At 71.6% G+C, this 14,603-nt stretch carries 13 protein-coding genes; 2 read left to right on the top strand and 11 right to left on the bottom strand.

The features are described 5' to 3' along the window. Positions 1-49: 49 nt before the first annotated feature. Positions 50-1,645, bottom strand: a complete 1,596-nt coding sequence (locus ACQP1N_RS03840) for an ABC transporter substrate-binding protein (protein ID WP_067804523.1) — start codon at positions 1,643-1,645, stop codon at positions 50-52. Between the two features lie 153 nt (positions 1,646-1,798). Between ACQP1N_RS03840 and ACQP1N_RS03835 the strand changes: the two genes are divergently transcribed. Continuing rightward, entirely contained in the window at positions 1,799-2,554 is a 756-nt protein-coding gene (locus tag ACQP1N_RS03835; protein ID WP_433229123.1) for a FadR/GntR family transcriptional regulator, read from the top strand. A gap of 68 nt (positions 2,555-2,622) precedes the next feature. Here the strand turns inward: ACQP1N_RS03835 and ACQP1N_RS03830 are convergent, their stop codons facing one another. Further along, positions 2,623-2,856, bottom strand: a complete 234-nt coding sequence (locus ACQP1N_RS03830; RefSeq protein WP_433229121.1) for a hypothetical protein — start codon at positions 2,854-2,856, stop codon at positions 2,623-2,625. Between the two features lie 158 nt (positions 2,857-3,014). On the opposite strand from ACQP1N_RS03830, the gene ACQP1N_RS03825 reads away from it, so the two are divergent. After that, on the top strand, positions 3,015-4,166 hold the full coding sequence (locus tag ACQP1N_RS03825) for an RNA-guided endonuclease InsQ/TnpB family protein (RefSeq protein ID WP_131732309.1): 1,152 nt from the start codon (positions 3,015-3,017) through the stop codon (positions 4,164-4,166). A gap of 267 nt (positions 4,167-4,433) precedes the next feature. On the opposite strand, the gene ACQP1N_RS03820 is transcribed toward ACQP1N_RS03825, so the two are convergent. The 9 genes from ACQP1N_RS03820 to ACQP1N_RS03780 form a co-directional block, all read right to left on the bottom strand. Further along, positions 4,434-5,972 carry an amidohydrolase gene (locus ACQP1N_RS03820; RefSeq protein ID WP_433229119.1) on the bottom strand — a complete coding sequence of 513 codons (1,539 nt, stop codon included), beginning with the start codon at positions 5,970-5,972 and terminating at the stop codon, positions 4,434-4,436. 13 nt (positions 5,973-5,985) lie between these two features. Then, positions 5,986-6,717, bottom strand: coding sequence for an amino acid ABC transporter ATP-binding protein (locus tag ACQP1N_RS03815; protein ID WP_067793009.1), 732 nt, complete (start codon positions 6,715-6,717; stop codon positions 5,986-5,988). Next, the gene (locus ACQP1N_RS03810) at positions 6,717-7,370 is read right to left on the bottom strand and encodes an amino acid ABC transporter permease (protein WP_067793012.1); all 654 of its coding nucleotides are present in this window, start codon (positions 7,368-7,370) and stop codon (positions 6,717-6,719) included. Before ACQP1N_RS03810 ends, ACQP1N_RS03815 begins: the two co-directional genes overlap by 1 nt. A 12-nt stretch (positions 7,371-7,382) precedes the next feature. Further along, a complete protein-coding gene (locus ACQP1N_RS03805) occupies positions 7,383-8,255 on the bottom strand; it encodes a transporter substrate-binding domain-containing protein (protein ID WP_084262341.1) in 873 nt (290 codons plus the stop codon). Between the two features lie 368 nt (positions 8,256-8,623). Continuing rightward, positions 8,624-9,961 (bottom strand): acetyl-CoA carboxylase biotin carboxylase subunit, encoded by a 1,338-nt coding sequence (locus tag ACQP1N_RS03800; RefSeq protein WP_433229116.1) that lies wholly within the window; start codon positions 9,959-9,961, stop codon positions 8,624-8,626. A gap of 19 nt (positions 9,962-9,980) precedes the next feature. Beyond that, the gene (locus ACQP1N_RS03795; protein WP_067793021.1) at positions 9,981-10,199 is read right to left on the bottom strand and encodes a biotin/lipoyl-binding carrier protein; all 219 of its coding nucleotides are present in this window, start codon (positions 10,197-10,199) and stop codon (positions 9,981-9,983) included. A gap of 52 nt (positions 10,200-10,251) precedes the next feature. Further along, positions 10,252-11,820 (bottom strand): acyl-CoA carboxylase subunit beta, encoded by a 1,569-nt coding sequence (locus ACQP1N_RS03790; protein ID WP_433229114.1) that lies wholly within the window; start codon positions 11,818-11,820, stop codon positions 10,252-10,254. 1 nt (position 11,821) lies between these two features. Next, entirely contained in the window at positions 11,822-12,991 is a 1,170-nt protein-coding gene (locus ACQP1N_RS03785) for a saccharopine dehydrogenase NADP-binding domain-containing protein (protein WP_433229113.1), read from the bottom strand. Positions 12,992-13,040: 49 nt separating this feature from the next. Then, positions 13,041-14,600 carry a class I adenylate-forming enzyme family protein gene (locus ACQP1N_RS03780; protein ID WP_433229111.1) on the bottom strand — a complete coding sequence of 520 codons (1,560 nt, stop codon included), beginning with the start codon at positions 14,598-14,600 and terminating at the stop codon, positions 13,041-13,043. Positions 14,601-14,603 lie beyond the last annotated feature (3 nt).

Here is a 14,603-nt window from a genome sequence, read left to right as displayed (position 1 = left end):
CGTTCTGTCGGGCGTCTCTGTCGGGCGTCCGTTCTGTCGGGCGGGGGCGTCAGGCTCGGTCGACGCCCAGGAGCGACAGCCCGGTCGTCGCCATCGGCCGGAATCCGGGCAGCGCCTCGCGCTTCCAGCCGGTGACCAGCTTGCGGTGGAAGATCGGGTAGAGCGCGGCCTGCTCCGCGACGATGTCGATGGCCTGCTTCCACAGCCCCCGGCGGGCCCCCTCGTCGGGTTCGCGTGCGGCCTTGTCGAGCAGGTCCACGACCTTCTTGGCCTCGGCGGTGCCGGAGTTGTAGCTGCGGTGGTCGGGCCACGTCCCCACATAGAACCAGCGCATGAGCAGGTCGCAGTCGTTGCCGAACACCGACGGGTCGCCGGGGGCCGCCATGACCTGGTACTTGCCGGTGTCGATGCGGTTGGAGTACTGGCCGCCCGACTGGCCCACGTTCAGCGTGGTGGAGACCCCGACCGCGTCCCAGCTCTGCTTGATCAGCGGCGCGCAGTCCTTGACGAAGTCGGTGTCGGTGGTGACCAGTTCGACCTTCAGGCCGCTGACCCCGGCGTCCGACAGCAGCTTCTTGGCCTTGGCGGGGTCGAACCCGTAGACGGTGGAGGCCGGGACGTAGTCGGGGTGGCCGGCGGGCAGGAAACTGGTCGCGGCGGCGGCGTTGCCGAGCAGCGCCGTCTTGATCAGTTTGTCGGTGTCCAGGGCGTAGTGCAGCGCCTGCCGGACGCGCACGTCGTCGAACGGCTTGGCCTTGCAGTTGAACATCAGGAACAGCAGCCCGAAGCTCTGCACCGACTGGACGGCCGCGGACTTCGACAGCGCGTCGGCGTTCAGGTAGGGGACGGCCTCGATCGCCTGGACGCGGCCGGACTGGAGCGCGGTGACGCGGGTGGACGGCTCGGACAGCAGCAGCCAGGTCATCGTGGCGACCTTCGCGGGGCGCGGCCCGCCGTAACCGTCGAACTTGGCGAACGACAGCCCGCCGGTGGCGCTCGCGGCGGTCAGCTTGAACGGCCCGGAACCGACCGGCAGCGCGTCGAACTTCTTCTGGTCGGCCTGGACGATCCCCTTGGGCACGATCCTGACCACCGACAGCCGCTCGGAGAACAGCGCGAAGGGGTAGGTGAGCTTGAACTCGACCGTGCTCGCGTCGACCTTCTTCACCCCGTCCAGGAAGGGCAGGAACTGGACGAACAGCGAGGCGTTCTTCGGGTCGAGGACGCGTTCGAAGCTGAAGACGACGTCGTCGGCGGTGACGGGGGAACCGTCGTGGAACTTCGCGCCGTCGCGGAGCGTGACCCGGTAGGTGGTGTCGTCGACCTTGGCGGGCGCGGCCTTGGCGAGCGCGTTGTAGGGCTGCCGGGTGACCGGGTCGAGGTCGACCAGGGGCTCCAGCACGTGGAGGTTGGCGGCCACGGCGACGGCGCTGGAGGCCGTCATGGGGTCGAAGCCGCCGGACAGGGCGTAGGCGAGGGCGGCCTGGATGGTGTCCTTGGAACCGCCGGAGCCGCCGGATCCGGTGGAGGACGGGCCGCCGCACGCGGCCAGACCGGCGCTGATCGTCGCGGCCGCGCCGAGCAGTCCGGTGTAGCGCAGGAAGTCGCGGCGGTGCAGGCCGCGGTCGGGCTGGAGATCGGTCACGTCGTCTCCTTGGGGTGAGAGGTCGGGGGCTCTGCGCAGGTGGCAAGGGAGGTAGGACATCCAACGTCGTTCGTCGTGTACCGTAGGCGTCGGCACCGGCGAGGTCAAGGGCCGGACCACCGCAGATCCGAGGGGGATGGGGAGCGTGAGCCGATGACCGCAGCGCGGACGCGGGGACGTGCGACGCGCGGCCGGAGCAGCCGGACCGAGGAGGTGCAGCAGCGGATCAAGCAGCTGATCCTGGAGCGCGGTCTCGCGGTCGGCGATCCGATGCCCACCGAGTTCGAGCTGGTCGAGGAGCTCGACGTCAGCCGCAACTCGCTGCGCGAGGCGCTGAAGGCCCTCCAGGCCGTCGGCATCGTGGAGATCAGGCACGGCTTCGGCATGTACGTCGGAACCATGTCGCTGGACGCGCTGGTGGACGAGCTGACCTTCCACGCCCGCATCTCCAAGCGGCAGGGCCGCGACGACCTGGCGCACCTGGTGGACGTCCGCGAGGTTCTCGAACGCGGCCTCATCGAGAAGGTGATCGACCGCGGGCTCCAGGCCGGCAACACCGAACTGGACGAGATCATGCGGCGCATGGACGCCGAGGCCGGGTCCGGGCAGGTGACCCCGGAGACCGACCGGATCTTCCACGAACTGCTCTACAAGCCGCTCGCCAACCCGATCGTCAACCAGCTCCTCGGCGCGTTCTGGGACGTCTACCGGACGCTGCAGCACGACCTCGCGCCCGTCGAGCAGGAGGCGGCCGACGTCGCCCAGCGGCACCGCGACATCTACGAGGCGCTGCGCGCCGGCGACCGCGAGGCCGCCACGGCGGCGATGGCCGCCCACTTCCGCGGCATCCGCGACCGGCTCGACAGGGCGCGCGACGAGGCACCCGACGAGCGCGACCCCGAGAGCTGAACCCGGGGCTTGACGCCTCCGGCGACCCCCTCTAGGTTCACCGCCAAGGACATCCTACATCCCATGTCCTACAGAAGGGTTCCGGTCATGCCCCCATCCCCCCGATCCGGTGCCGCGGTGGCCTTGATCACCGTCCTGGCCTCGGCGTCCGCCGTCCCCGCGCACGCCGCCCTCCCCCAGTCCGCCGTCGCCCAGTCCGCCGTCGTGGCGCAGGACTGCACGTCCAGCCGCATCCAGGAGACCGTCGTCAACCGGTCCTCCGCCGCCACCACGTTCACCCTGACCTGGCCCGGCGTCGGCACCTGGACCGCCGACGTCGCCGCCGGCGACAGCGCCGGCTACCGATGTGCGGGCCAGTGCTCCGGCCTTCAGGCCGGGGGTGAAGGCCCGCGCGGGAGGGCCGCCGGGCCCGAGCGTGTTCTGACCGGACCGGCTCAGCGCATGAAGATACGATTCGGGAGTGCAGCTCAGGTACAACTTCCGGCTCTACCCGGCCCCCGGTCAGCAGCAGGCGCTGGCCAGGGCGTTCGGGTGCGCGCGGGTGGTGTTCAACGACGCTCTGCGCGCACGGCGGGATGCGCATGCGGCCGGGCTGCCCTGCCCCTCGGACGGGGAGTTGTCCAAGCTGGTCATCACCGAGGCCAAGAAGACCACCGGGCGGGCGTGGCTGGGCGAGGTGTCGGCCGTGGTGCTCCAGCAGGCCCTGGCCGACCTGAACACCGCCTACCGCAACTGGTTCGCGTCACTGTCGGGGAAACGCAAAGGCCGCAAGGTCGCGGCGCCCAGGTTCCGGTCCCGCAAGGACCGGCGGCAGGCGGTCCGGTTCACCCGCAACGCCCGCTTCACGGTCACGGCGGGCGGGAGGCTGCGCCTGCCCAAGATCGGGGACGTGCGGGTGCGGTGGTCCCGTCCGCTGCCGTCCGAGCCGTCCTCGGTGACGGTGATCAAGGACGCGGCCGGCCGGTACTTCGCCTCCTTCGTGGTCGAGACGACCAGCGAGCCGCTGCCGGAGGTGGCGGCCGAGGTCGGCATCGATCTGGGATTGACGCATTTCGCGGTGACCTCGGACGGCCGGAAGATCACCTCTCCGCGGTTCCTGCGCCGCGCCGAGCGCCGGCTCAGAAAGGCGCAGCGGGTGCTGTCGCGTAAGCGGAAGGGGTCGGCGAACCGGCGGAAGGCGGCCGCGCGGGTCGCGGGGCTGCACGCCCGCGTGGCCGATGCGCGGCGGGACCATCACCACAAGCTGTCCACCCGGTTGATCCGCGACAACCAAGCGGTCTACGTGGAGGACCTGTGCGTGTCCGGTCTGGCCCGCACCCGCCTGGCCAGGTCCGTGCACGACGCGGGCTGGTCCCAGTTCGTCGCGATGCTCGAATACAAGGCGCAACGGTACGGCCGCACGTTCGCGAAGGTGGACCGCTGGTTCCCCTCCTCCAAGCTGTGCTCGGCGTGCGGGACGGTCGCCGAAGCGATGCCGCTGAACATCCGCGAGTGGCGGTGCCCGTGCGGCGCGGTCCACGACCGCGATGTCAACGCCGCGATCAACATCCTGGCCGCCGGGCGGGCGGACAGGCGAAACGCCTGTGGAGGGACCGTAAGACCTTCCGCGTAGCGGAGGCGGGACCCGGTGAAACAGGAAGCCACAGAAGTGCCGCACACGCGGCACAGGCTGAATCCCCGGCCTTCAGGCCGGGGAGCGCGTCAATCCACCATGGCCGTGCTGGCAGACGGCTCTGTAGGCGACCTTTACGAGATCGGAGCCACCGGCGGCATCGTCTTCAGCCGCTTCACCCTCCCCTGGCTGGAGTCCTGACCGCGCACCGCCTCCCCGTCCCGGGCGACACAGGCCCCGGGGCGGGGAGGCGGTTTCCGGTTCCGTTCACAGGGTGTGGATGGTGCGTCCCCTGACCACGGTCTGAAGGCAGGTGGGGTCGTCGGTTCCGGCCTCCATGTCGGGCAGGCGGGTGCCGGGATCCAGCGCGGGACAGTCCCAGATCGTGATGGAGGCCGGTGCGCCCGGCTCCAGGCATCCGCTTTCGTCGCGGCCCGCGGCTCGCCGGCCGCCGGCGGTGTGAGCGCGGACCGCCTCGGTGACCGTGATCCGCTGCTCGGGGTTGTGATGGCCGACGGCGGCGCGGACGGCCTGCCAGGGCCCCATCGGCATGATGGGCGAGTCCGAGCTGAGCGCGAGCGGCACCCCCGCGTCCAGGAGCGCCCGGAACGGATTCATCGAGCCGACCCGCTCCACGCCGAGCCGGTCGGCGTACATGCCGCCGGTTCCGCCCCAGAGGGTGTCCGCGATCGGCTGGACGCTCGCCGCGATCCCCAGCCGCGCCATGACCGCGATCATGTCGGCGTCGAGCATCTCGACGTGTTCCAGCCGGTGGCGGCCGGCTCTGACGCGTTCGGTTCCGATGCGGGCCTCCGCCTCCTCGAAGCCGCGCAGGACCGTCCGCAGCGCGCCGTCGCCGATGGCGTGGAACCCGGCCTGGAGGCCCTGGCGAGTGCAGTCCAGGACGTGCTGGGCGACCTCCTCGACGGTCCGGTAGGCGTGGCCGGTGTTCCCGGGCGCGTCAGCGTAAGGGCTGGTCAGGCAGGCGGTATGGGATCCGATCGAGCCGTCGGCGAGCAGGTCGCCGGCCAGGCCGGCCAGGCCGTGCCGGTGGGCGAGCGCGGCGGCGCCGATCTCGCCCCAGTAACCGATCACCTCCGGAAGGGGTTCGCCGCGGGCCAGTTCGAGGAGTGCGGACAGGTCGTCCTCGCTGGACAGGCCGGGTGCGGCGTTCTCGTGCAGGCAGCCGATGCCGCGGCGGGCCGCCTCCTGCAGCGTCCGGCGCTGGATGCGGCGGCGCTGCTGCGCGGTGAGGCAGTCGAAGGCGTACCGGCGGATGGTGTGGTGGGCGTCCAGCCGCACCAGCCCGCCGGGGTCGAAGCCGGCCTGCGCGCGGGCCTGCGGGACCGCGGCCAGCAGCGCCGTGGACACGGCCCCGGAGTGCGCGTCGGTCCGGGACAGGTAGCAGGCCGCTCCCCCGGTGGCGGCGTCGAGTTCGGCGGCGGTGGGCGGCCGGCGCTCGGGCCAGCGGGTCTCGTCCCAGCCGTGCCCGATCAGGATCTCGGCCGGGCGCGCGGCGGCGTGCTCGGCGAGCCGCCGCAGCGCCTCCCGCAGGGACGGGCAGCCGCTGAGATCCAGCCCGTCCAGCGCCACCCCGGTCGCGGTGACATGGACATGGGTGTCGACGAAAGCGGGGGTGACCAGCGCACCGGCCAGTTCCACGACCTCGTCGGCGCCGTGGCCGTCGGCCTCGGGGTCCTGGTCGCGGCCCACCCAGGCGATGGTGTCGCCCTCCAGCATCAGCGCCGTCGCGCCGTCGTCCACGGGTGAGTGGACGACGCCGCCCCGGTACAGCACACGTGACATTCGCTTTCCCGCCTCAGCGCTCGAGTACCGCGTTCAGGAAGGCCCTCGCGCGCGGCGTGGCCGGTTCGTCCAGGACGGCCTGCGGGCTGCCCTGTTCGACGATCCCGCCGTCGGCGACCAGGACCACCCGGTCGGCGACCTTGCGGGCGAACTGCATCTCATGCGTGACGACGATCATGGTCATGCCCTCGGTGGCCAGCGCCCGCATGACCTCCAGGACCTCACCGACCAGTTCGGGGTCGAGCGCCGAGGTCGGCTCGTCGAACAGCATCAGCTGGGGACGCATCGCCAGCGCGCGGGCGATCGCCACCCGCTGGCGCTGCCCGCCCGACAGGCTGGACGGAAAGGAATCGCACTTGTCGGCGAGCCCGACCTTGTCCAGCAGCTGCCGGGCCTCCTGCCGGGCTTCGTCGCGCGGCCTGCCCGCCACCTTGACCGGCGCGCACATGACGTTGCCGAGCACCGACATGTGCGGGAAGAGGTTGAAGCTCTGGAAGACCATCCCGACGTTGCGGCGGATGCGGTTGAGCGGGCCCTGCTGGTAGCTGAGCCGTTCGCCGCTGATGTCGATGGTCCCGGCGTCGAGCCGCTCCAGCCCGTTCACGCAGCGCAGCAGGGTGCTCTTGCCCGCCCCGGACGGTCCGATGAGCACGACGACCTCGCTCTGGTGCACGTCCAGGTCGATGCCCTCGAACACCGTCACCGGACCGAACGCCTTGGCCGCCCCGCGGATCCGCACCACCATCAGACGCCGTACCTTCCCATGCGCCTTTCCAGCATCCGGACGCCTCCCGACAGCAGCAGCACGATGACCAGGTAGTAGATCCCGACGATCACGTAGAACTCCAGTGGCCGGAACTTCTCCGCGGCCACGATCTGCGCCGTCCGGAACAGCTCGGCCACGGTGATGAACGCCGCGACCGAGGTGTCCTTCACCGCGATGATGAACTGGTTGCCCAGCGAGGGCAGGACGGTGCGCAGCGCCTGCGGCGCGATCACCAGCCGCATCGTCTTCCACGAGCTCATGCCCAGGGAACGGCCCGCCTCGACCTGCCCGGTGGGCACCGACTGGATCCCGGACCGGTAGATCTCCGCCACGTACGCCGCGTTGTGCACCGAGAGCCCGATCACGCCGGCCCAGAACGCCTCGATGGTCACGATCGAGGCCAGCCCGAAGTAGATGATGAACAGCTGGGTGACCAGCGGCGTCCCCCGGATGAGGGAGACGTAGCCGGCCGCCAGCGCCCGCACCGGCCCCAGCCGGCTCAACCGGCAGTAGGCCAGGACCGCGCCCAGGACGGCGGCGAGCACGATCGACCACAGCGCCAGTTGCAGCGTGAGCCACAGCGCGTCCAGGAAGACCGGCGCGGTATCGATGAAGTCGGAGAGCCACTGCATGAAGGGCGGCCCTCACGAATCGGTGGGGTCGATGCCGAACCACTGCCGGAAGATCCTGGTGTAGGTGCCGTCGGCCTTCATGTCCGCCAGCGCCTTGTTGACGGCCGCCAGCAGCTTGCCGTGCTTCTTGCGGACCGGGATGGCCGCCGGGTTGTCCACCAGCGAGGGCCCCACCGGCTTGACCTGCAGGCCGGCCTTCTTGGCGGCGTAGGCGCCGACCAGCTTGTCGACGATCGCGGCGTCGATGCGCCCGGTGGGGACGTCGTTGAGGGCGTCGACGTCGCTCTCGTACGTCTTCACCTTCTTGACGTTGGACTTCTTCTTCATCTCCGCTTCGAAGGTGCTGCCCAGCGGGACCCCGACCACGGCGTTGCGCAGGTCGTCGATGGATCCCGCGGTGGAGGCCGACTTCACCCACAGGAACGCGCCCGACTTGTAGTAGTCGTTGGAGAAGTCCACGACCTTCGCCCGCTCCGGGGTGTTGGTCATCGAGCCGACGATCGCGTCGTAGCGGCCCGCCTGCAGACCCGCGAGCAGGGTGTTGAACGCTCCGGTGGCCGGCTTGGGGGTGAGCTTGAGCCGTTTCGCCACCTCCGTTCCGATGGCGACGTCGAAGCCGGTGAGCTTGCCGTTCTCGTAGAAGCTGAACGGGGCGAGCTGCCCGCTCAGGGCGAAGGCGAACTCCCCGTTCCGGACGAGGTCGTAGCCCTCGTCCTCGCCGCCGCCCGAACCGCCGCCGCCGAACCCGGCGCATCCGCTGAGCAGGGCCGCGGTGACCACGAGGGCACCGCCCCGCACGGCCGCGCTCCTGCCCGCTCCCCGCCCGGTGCCGCCTTCAACGCGCCGGCCGAGACCCTTCCGGCCGCGCAACCAATTGACGATCATGGTCCAACTCCATGTCCTGTGATGATGCTTCGGGGGAGCCCTCGCACGCCCTTCGACCGGACGGTGACCTCTGCGGTGGCCATGCCGCCCTTCCGGCCACGCGGCCGGCGACCTACACGCTCAGCACCGACCGCGGTCCGAGGTGGGTCGCAACCTTGTCTCCTCCGCTCCTCCGGCGTAATGCTGTATACAGCACACTGAATCATGTGTTCTCGTCAAGAGGTTGGAGGAGAGAAATCGGGAGAAGAACGCCGCGCAGGCGCATCACTACATCCCGAATCACCCGGCGCGGGCAGCGAAGCGGAAGATGCCGGCGGCGGCCGGGCGGCTCGGCTACCGGGCGAGGCGGCGGGGAAGAGGGGTCCGCCTCACCGTGGGCGGGCCGTTTCCAGGGTCTTGGTGTCGAAGGTTCCGCTGCGGAAGGCTTCGCTGTCGAGGACGCGCCGCAGCAGCGGCAGGTTCGTCTTGATCCCGGTGACGGTGAAGTCGTCGACGGCGCGGCGGGCCGACTCGATCGCGGCCTCCCGGGTGGCCGCGGCGGTGCACAGCTTGGCCAGGAGCGGATCGTAGTGGGGCGTCACCTCGTCCCCGGTGCGGTAGCCGGTGTCGACCCGGACGTGCTCGCCGGCCGGCTCCTTCCACTGCTCGATGCGTCCGGGAGAGGGGAACATCCGGACCGGGTCCTCGGCGTAGATCCTGAGTTCGATCGCGTGGTCGCGGCGGGACGGTTCGGTGAGCCCGGCGTCCTCGCGGGCCGCGACGAGCAACTGGGCCTCGACGAGGTCCATGCCGGTGACGAGTTCGGTGACCGGGTGCTCCACCTGGAGCCGGGTGTTCATCTCCAGGAAGACGAACTCCTCGGTGCGCGGGTCGACCAGGTACTCCAGTGTGCCCGCCCCGCGGTAGCCGAGCGCCTCCCCGGCCCGGCGGCTGACGTCCAGCATCCGCCGCCTCAGCTCAGCGGAGATGCCCGGGGCGGGGGTCTCCTCGATCACCTTCTGGAAGCGGCGCTGGATCGAGCAGTCCCGTTCGCCGAGGGTGAGGACCCGGCCGTCGCCCAGGCCGAGGATCTGCGCCTCGATGTGGCGGGCGGGCTCGATGTACTGCTCCAGCAGGACGTCGGGGGAGCCGAACATCCGCTCCGCCCTGGTGCGGGCGGCCTGGAACGCCGGGCCGAGGTCCGCGGCGTCCCGGATGATCGTCATGCCGATCCCGCCGCCGCCGCTCGCGGCCTTCACCATCAGGGGATAGCCGATGCGGGCGGCCTCGGCCTGCGCCGCGGCGGCGTCGCCCGGCGGGCGCGGGGTGCCCCGCGAGACCGGCACGCCGTGGGACGCCATGAGGTTGCGGGCCTCGATCTTGTCGCCCATCCGCGCGATGTGGTCCGGGTCGGGGCCGACCCACGTCATCCCCGCCGCCTGGACCCGCCGCGCGAACTCGGCGTTCTCGGACAGGAACCCGTACCCGGGATGGACGGCGTCCGCGCCGCACGCGGACGCGGCGGCGAGAACGGCGTCCATGTCGAGGTAGGACCGCGCGACGGGGGGCGGCCCGATGCGGACGGCCTCGTCCGCCTCCTCGACGTGCCGGGCGGCGGCGTCGGCGTCGGAGAAGACGGCCACGGTCCGGATGCCGAGTCGCTTGGCGGTCCGGATGACGCGCACGGCGATCTCGCCGCGGTTCGCGATGAGCAGGCAGTCGAACATCGGGTCTCCCGTACGGCGGTCAGTCGGCGGTGATGCGGGCGAGGAGGTCGCCCTCCTGGACGGATGCGCCCTCGGCGACGACGAACTCGGTGAGGACGCCGCCGACGGGCGCCTCGACCGGGATCTCCATCTTCATCGACTCCAGGATCGCGATCTCCTCCCCCGGGGCGACCGGCGTTCCAGGCCGGGCGAGGATCTTCCACACGCTGGCGGTCAGCTCGGCGCGTACTTCGTGCATGGTGCTGTTTCCTCGGGTTTCTTGGATTCCTCGGGTTCCTCGGGCGCGGCGCTCACGGGCGCATGGTCCAGCGGCGGTCACCGCGGCCGAGGCGGGACCGCATCGCGTGCAGGCTCGCGTTGAGGAAGTCGGCGACGACCCGGCGGGTGCGGCGGGGATCGATCATCATCTCCATGCCGAACGCCTCGACCGTCTTCCACGGATCGGCGAGCGCGAGGAGGCGCTCCTCGGCCTGCCGGCGGAACGCGTCCGGGTCGTCCGCCCGCTCGATCTCGCGGCGGAACCCGGCCTCGACGCCCCCCTCGATCGGCATGTCGCCCCACTCGACGCTGGGCCAGGCGATGCGCAGCCCCAGCGCGTCCGGGTTGGAGGTGGCCGACACCGCCATGCCGTAGGCCTTGCGGACGTGGACGGTGACGACCGGCACCTCGGCCTCGATGATCGACTGGATCGCCCGCATGCCCATGCGCACCACCCCCGCCCGTTCGGCCTCGGGGCCGACCATGAATCCGGGGACGTCCACGAGGTAGACGATGGGCAGGTGGAAGGTGCTGCACAGGTCCACGAAGCGGATCTGCTTCTCGGCGGCGGCGCCGTCCAGCGCCCCCGCGATGTGCATGGGGTTGCTGCCGATGACCCCGACCGGGATGCCGTCGATGCGGGCGAAGGCCGTGATGACGGCCTTGCCCCAGCCCGGCCCCACCTCGAAGAACGAGTCCCGGTCGACGATGGTGCGCATCACCTCGCGCATCTTGTAGGGGCGCCGCCGGTTCTCCGGGACGAGCTTCAGCAGTTCGTCGCAGGAACGGTCCACCGGATCGCTGCGGTCACCGCGCGGCGGGAGTTCCCACACGTTCTGCGGAAGGTAGGACAGGACGCGGCGCAGCTGGTCGAGGGCGTCGGCCTCGTCCTCGGCCAGGTTGTCCACGGCCCCGGACACGCTGGTGTGCATCTCGGCGCCGCCGAGCTCGTGCTTGTCGACGGTCTGGCCGAGGGCGCGCCGGACGACGGGCGGCCCGCCGGCGAACAGCACGCTGCCCCTGCTGATGACGCTGAAGTGGCTGACCACGGCGCGTCCGGCCGTCCCTCCGGCGGCCGAGCCGAGGACGGCGACCAGGACCGGCACCTCGGCCATCAGCTCGAAGCTGCGCCGCCAGCTCATCGAGCTGACGAGGTAGGAGTGGCCCTTCTCGTCCTGCGCGGAGACATCGCCGCCGATGCCCTCCATGAACAGGACGAGCGGAATGCGGTACTCGTGGGCGAGGTCCTCAACGAAGCCGCCCATGCCGCCCTTCCAGCGGTCGAGGTAGGTCTGCGGCGCGCCGGCGCGGACGGTGAAGTCCTCGCCGCCGATGGCGACCTGGCGTCCGTCGATCGTCCCGAGGCCGCACACGTAGCTGGACGGCAGGGAGCCGACCTCGTTCCCCGCCGCGTCCCGGATCGGGATCGAGGCGAACTCGCCGACCTCGGTGAAGTCGTCGGCGATCCGGTCGATGCGCTCCCGGATGGTGAGGCGGCCCTGGGCGTGCTGCCGCTCGATGCGTTCCGGGCCGCCGAGCCGGCGTGACTCCTCGTGCCGCCGCCTCAGCTCCTCCAGGGCGGATTCCCAGGTGAAGGCCATCTCAGCTCTCCTCGACGGTGAGGGCGCCCGGGCCCGCGACGTCCTTGATGTACGGTTCGCCGCCGTCCCAGTACACGGCGGCATAGTGCTCAAGGAAGGCGCTCGCCTCGAAGGCGCCCTCGGGAGCGTGGACGCCGGCGGGGGCCTCGTCGATGCGCAGGACGCCCACGACGGCCGGACGCGCGGTCTCCAGGCTCATGGAGCCGTCCACCGGCCCGCCGGGGAAGACGATGATCCCCTCCGCCCGCCCGCCCGCGGTGCCGGTGGCGACCGCGCCGATCAGCCGGCGCAGCCGGGGTCCCCGCGACGGGGTCGCGAGGGCCTGCGGATGCGCGGTGAGCTGCGCGGCGATCTCGGCGATCGCGGCTTCGGGGGTCAGCTCGCCGGCGGCGACCCGGTCGAGGACCGGCAGCATGAGCCGGTCCGTCCCGGCGTTGACCGTCCCGATGTTGACGCAGTCCCGCAGCGTGACGGCGCGGGGCATGGTGACGGGTTCGGGGTGCCCGATCATGCGGTAGAGGCCGGTCTCGCCGTTGGACGCACGCACCCGGTAGGCCGTCCGCCACGCCCGCTCCCGCACCGGCGCGCCGTCGCGCCACACGGGGACGTCGGCCGCCGTCTGCATGATCAGATGCGTGTAGGCCGCCCGGCCGGCGGTGAACGCCGCGGCGAGGGCGTGCGCGTGCTCGGCGGCGGCGTCCGGGTCCATGCCCTCGCGGGAGTCGCCCCAGAAGGTGGCGACGGTGTCGACCTCGTCGAGTCCGCGTGCGGCGATCATGCCGAGGTAGTTGGTGAGCCCCGGGCTCACGCCCAGCCCGACGATGGCGCGCACGCCGGCCCGCCGCGCGGCGGCGTCGCGTTTCATCAGCTCCTCGGTCGCGGCCGGGTCGTCGCAGACGTCGACGTAGTGCACGCCCTGCTCGATGGCGACGTCGAGCACCTTGGCGCCCCACAGGTCGAACGGGCCGGTCGTGTTGACCACCACGTCGGCACCGGCCAGGACGCGGGCCAGTGCCGCGTCGTCGGCGAGGTCCACCTCGGCGAACGCCACCGGCGAGCCTTCGGGTGGCACACGGTCGGCGATCGTGACGGCGTGGCCGGAGTGCTCCACGAGTTCGGCCACGACGCGCCGTCCCACCCGTCCGGCTCCCCCGATGACCAGGACGTTCATGTTCGTTCCTTTCGAATTCGGCTTCCCGTCCGCGGTGCGGACGCGGTGTTCAGTCCGCGGCCGCCGCGGCGGCCGGCAGATCGATGGTGTCGGCGGTGATCCCCGCCGGAAGGAGGTGCTTCTGGATCGCGCCGGTGCCCGGTCCGCGGACGATCGCCGACTCCGGGACGACCTCGACGTACCGGGGCCGGGCGAAGCGCGGCAGTGACCGCGCGCAGAAGTCGCGGAAGGACACGGGGTCGAAGGACGCCCCGGCGTCGAGCACCAGCACGAGCTTGATGTCGTCCTCGCCGCCGAGCTCGTCGCGGACGGCGAGCGCGGCGCACTCGCGGACGCCGGGCGCGCCGCGGACGGTGTCCTCCAGCTCGAACGCGGAGATGTTCTCGCCGCGTCTGCGCAGGCTGTCGGTGAGGCGTCCGCGGTACCAGATGAAGCCGTCGGCGTCCTGGTGCACCAGGTCGCCGGTGCGGAACCACAGGTCGCGGAACGCCTCGACGGTGGCCTCCGGCCGCCGCCAGTACCCCAGCGTGATCATGTTCGGGTACCGGGGCCGGGTCTGCAGCTCACCGGCCTCCCCGACGCCGACCTCGGTGCCGTCCGGGGCCGCGACGCGAACATCGAAGCCGGCGCAGCTCCACCCCGCGGCTCCGCGCCGCCGGTGCTCCGGGGTGGAGTAGAGCGGACCGTCGGCCTCGGTCTGGCCGTACATCTGGAGCACCCGCACGCCCAGGTCGTCCTCGAAGAACTCGAAGGCCGCCGCGGGGACGGGCGCGGCGAGGATCGTGCGGAGCCGCCCGAGGACCGCGGCCGGCGGACGACCGCGGGTGATGAGCGCGGACAGCATGGAGCCGACGGCGCCGAACCAGGTGACGCCGAACCGCTCGGCGTCCGCCCAGAAGGTGCTGACGCTGAACCTCGGGGCGAAGGCGAGGGCCGACCCGGTCTGCAGGCACAGCGGAACGGCGATATGGGCGTCCACGTGGAAGAACGGCATGGTGAAGAACCCGGTGTCGGCCGGCCCGATGTCGAGCACCCGCGACAGGACGGCACCGAAATTGGAGAAGTAGCCGTGCGGCAGCATCACCCCCTTCGACGGGCCGGTGGTGCCGGACGTGTAGAGCAGCGAGGCGAGCGCCCCGGCGGCCGGTGCGGGCTGGAATTCCGCGGCGGTTTCGCGGTCGAGGCGGATGATCGCGAGATCGGCGATCCGTTCCGGGGCGACGCAGTCGCTCAGCAGTTCGTGAAAGCGCGCGTCGGCCACCACGAGAGCCGGGTCGCTGTCGGTGAGGACATGCCGCAGGAACCGTCCGCGCAATTCACTGTTGACGGCGACCTCGACCGCGCCCAGCGACCACACGGCGTACTGCACCGCGAGCATCCGCGCGCTGTTCCCGGCCATGATCGCGACCCGTTCGCCGGGCCGTACCCCGAGCCCGCGAAGTTCGGCGGCGGCGGATCGCACGGCCGACGCGAACTGCGCGACCGTCCATTCGCCGCCGGCCCAGCGCAGCAGCGGGCGGTCCGGCCACCGCCGCCGGGCGGCCGCGAGGTCGGCCAGCGGCCCGGTCCGGCCGAGCGTCACCCCGTCGAGAAGTCGCCCTGTGATCATGCC

This window comes from Actinomadura formosensis, assembly GCF_050948385.1.
Lineage (GTDB): Bacteria > Actinomycetota > Actinomycetes > Streptosporangiales > Streptosporangiaceae > Spirillospora > Spirillospora formosensis.
Note: the sequence above shows the minus strand (reverse complement) of the source record. Positions and strands in the feature narration are given on the sequence as shown.

Coding starts and splice junctions, on each gene's coding strand:
- ACQP1N_RS03835 (WP_433229123.1), top strand. CDS start 1,799: ATGACCGCAGCGCGGACGCGGGGACGTGCGACGCGCGGCCGGAGCAGC.
- ACQP1N_RS03820 (WP_433229119.1), bottom strand. CDS start 5,972: ATGTCACGTGTGCTGTACCGGGGCGGCGTCGTCCACTCACCCGTGGAC.
- ACQP1N_RS03815 (WP_067793009.1), bottom strand. CDS start 6,717: ATGGTGGTGCGGATCCGCGGGGCGGCCAAGGCGTTCGGTCCGGTGACG.
- ACQP1N_RS03810 (WP_067793012.1), bottom strand. CDS start 7,370: ATGCAGTGGCTCTCCGACTTCATCGATACCGCGCCGGTCTTCCTGGAC.
- ACQP1N_RS03805 (WP_084262341.1), bottom strand. CDS start 8,255: ATGATCGTCAATTGGTTGCGCGGCCGGAAGGGTCTCGGCCGGCGCGTT.
- ACQP1N_RS03800 (WP_433229116.1), bottom strand. CDS start 9,961: ATGTTCGACTGCCTGCTCATCGCGAACCGCGGCGAGATCGCCGTGCGC.
- ACQP1N_RS03795 (WP_067793021.1), bottom strand. CDS start 10,199: ATGCACGAAGTACGCGCCGAGCTGACCGCCAGCGTGTGGAAGATCCTC.
- ACQP1N_RS03790 (WP_433229114.1), bottom strand. CDS start 11,820: ATGGCCTTCACCTGGGAATCCGCCCTGGAGGAGCTGAGGCGGCGGCAC.
- ACQP1N_RS03785 (WP_433229113.1), bottom strand. CDS start 12,991: ATGAACGTCCTGGTCATCGGGGGAGCCGGACGGGTGGGACGGCGCGTC.
- ACQP1N_RS03780 (WP_433229111.1), bottom strand. CDS start 14,600: ATGATCACAGGGCGACTTCTCGACGGGGTGACGCTCGGCCGGACCGGG.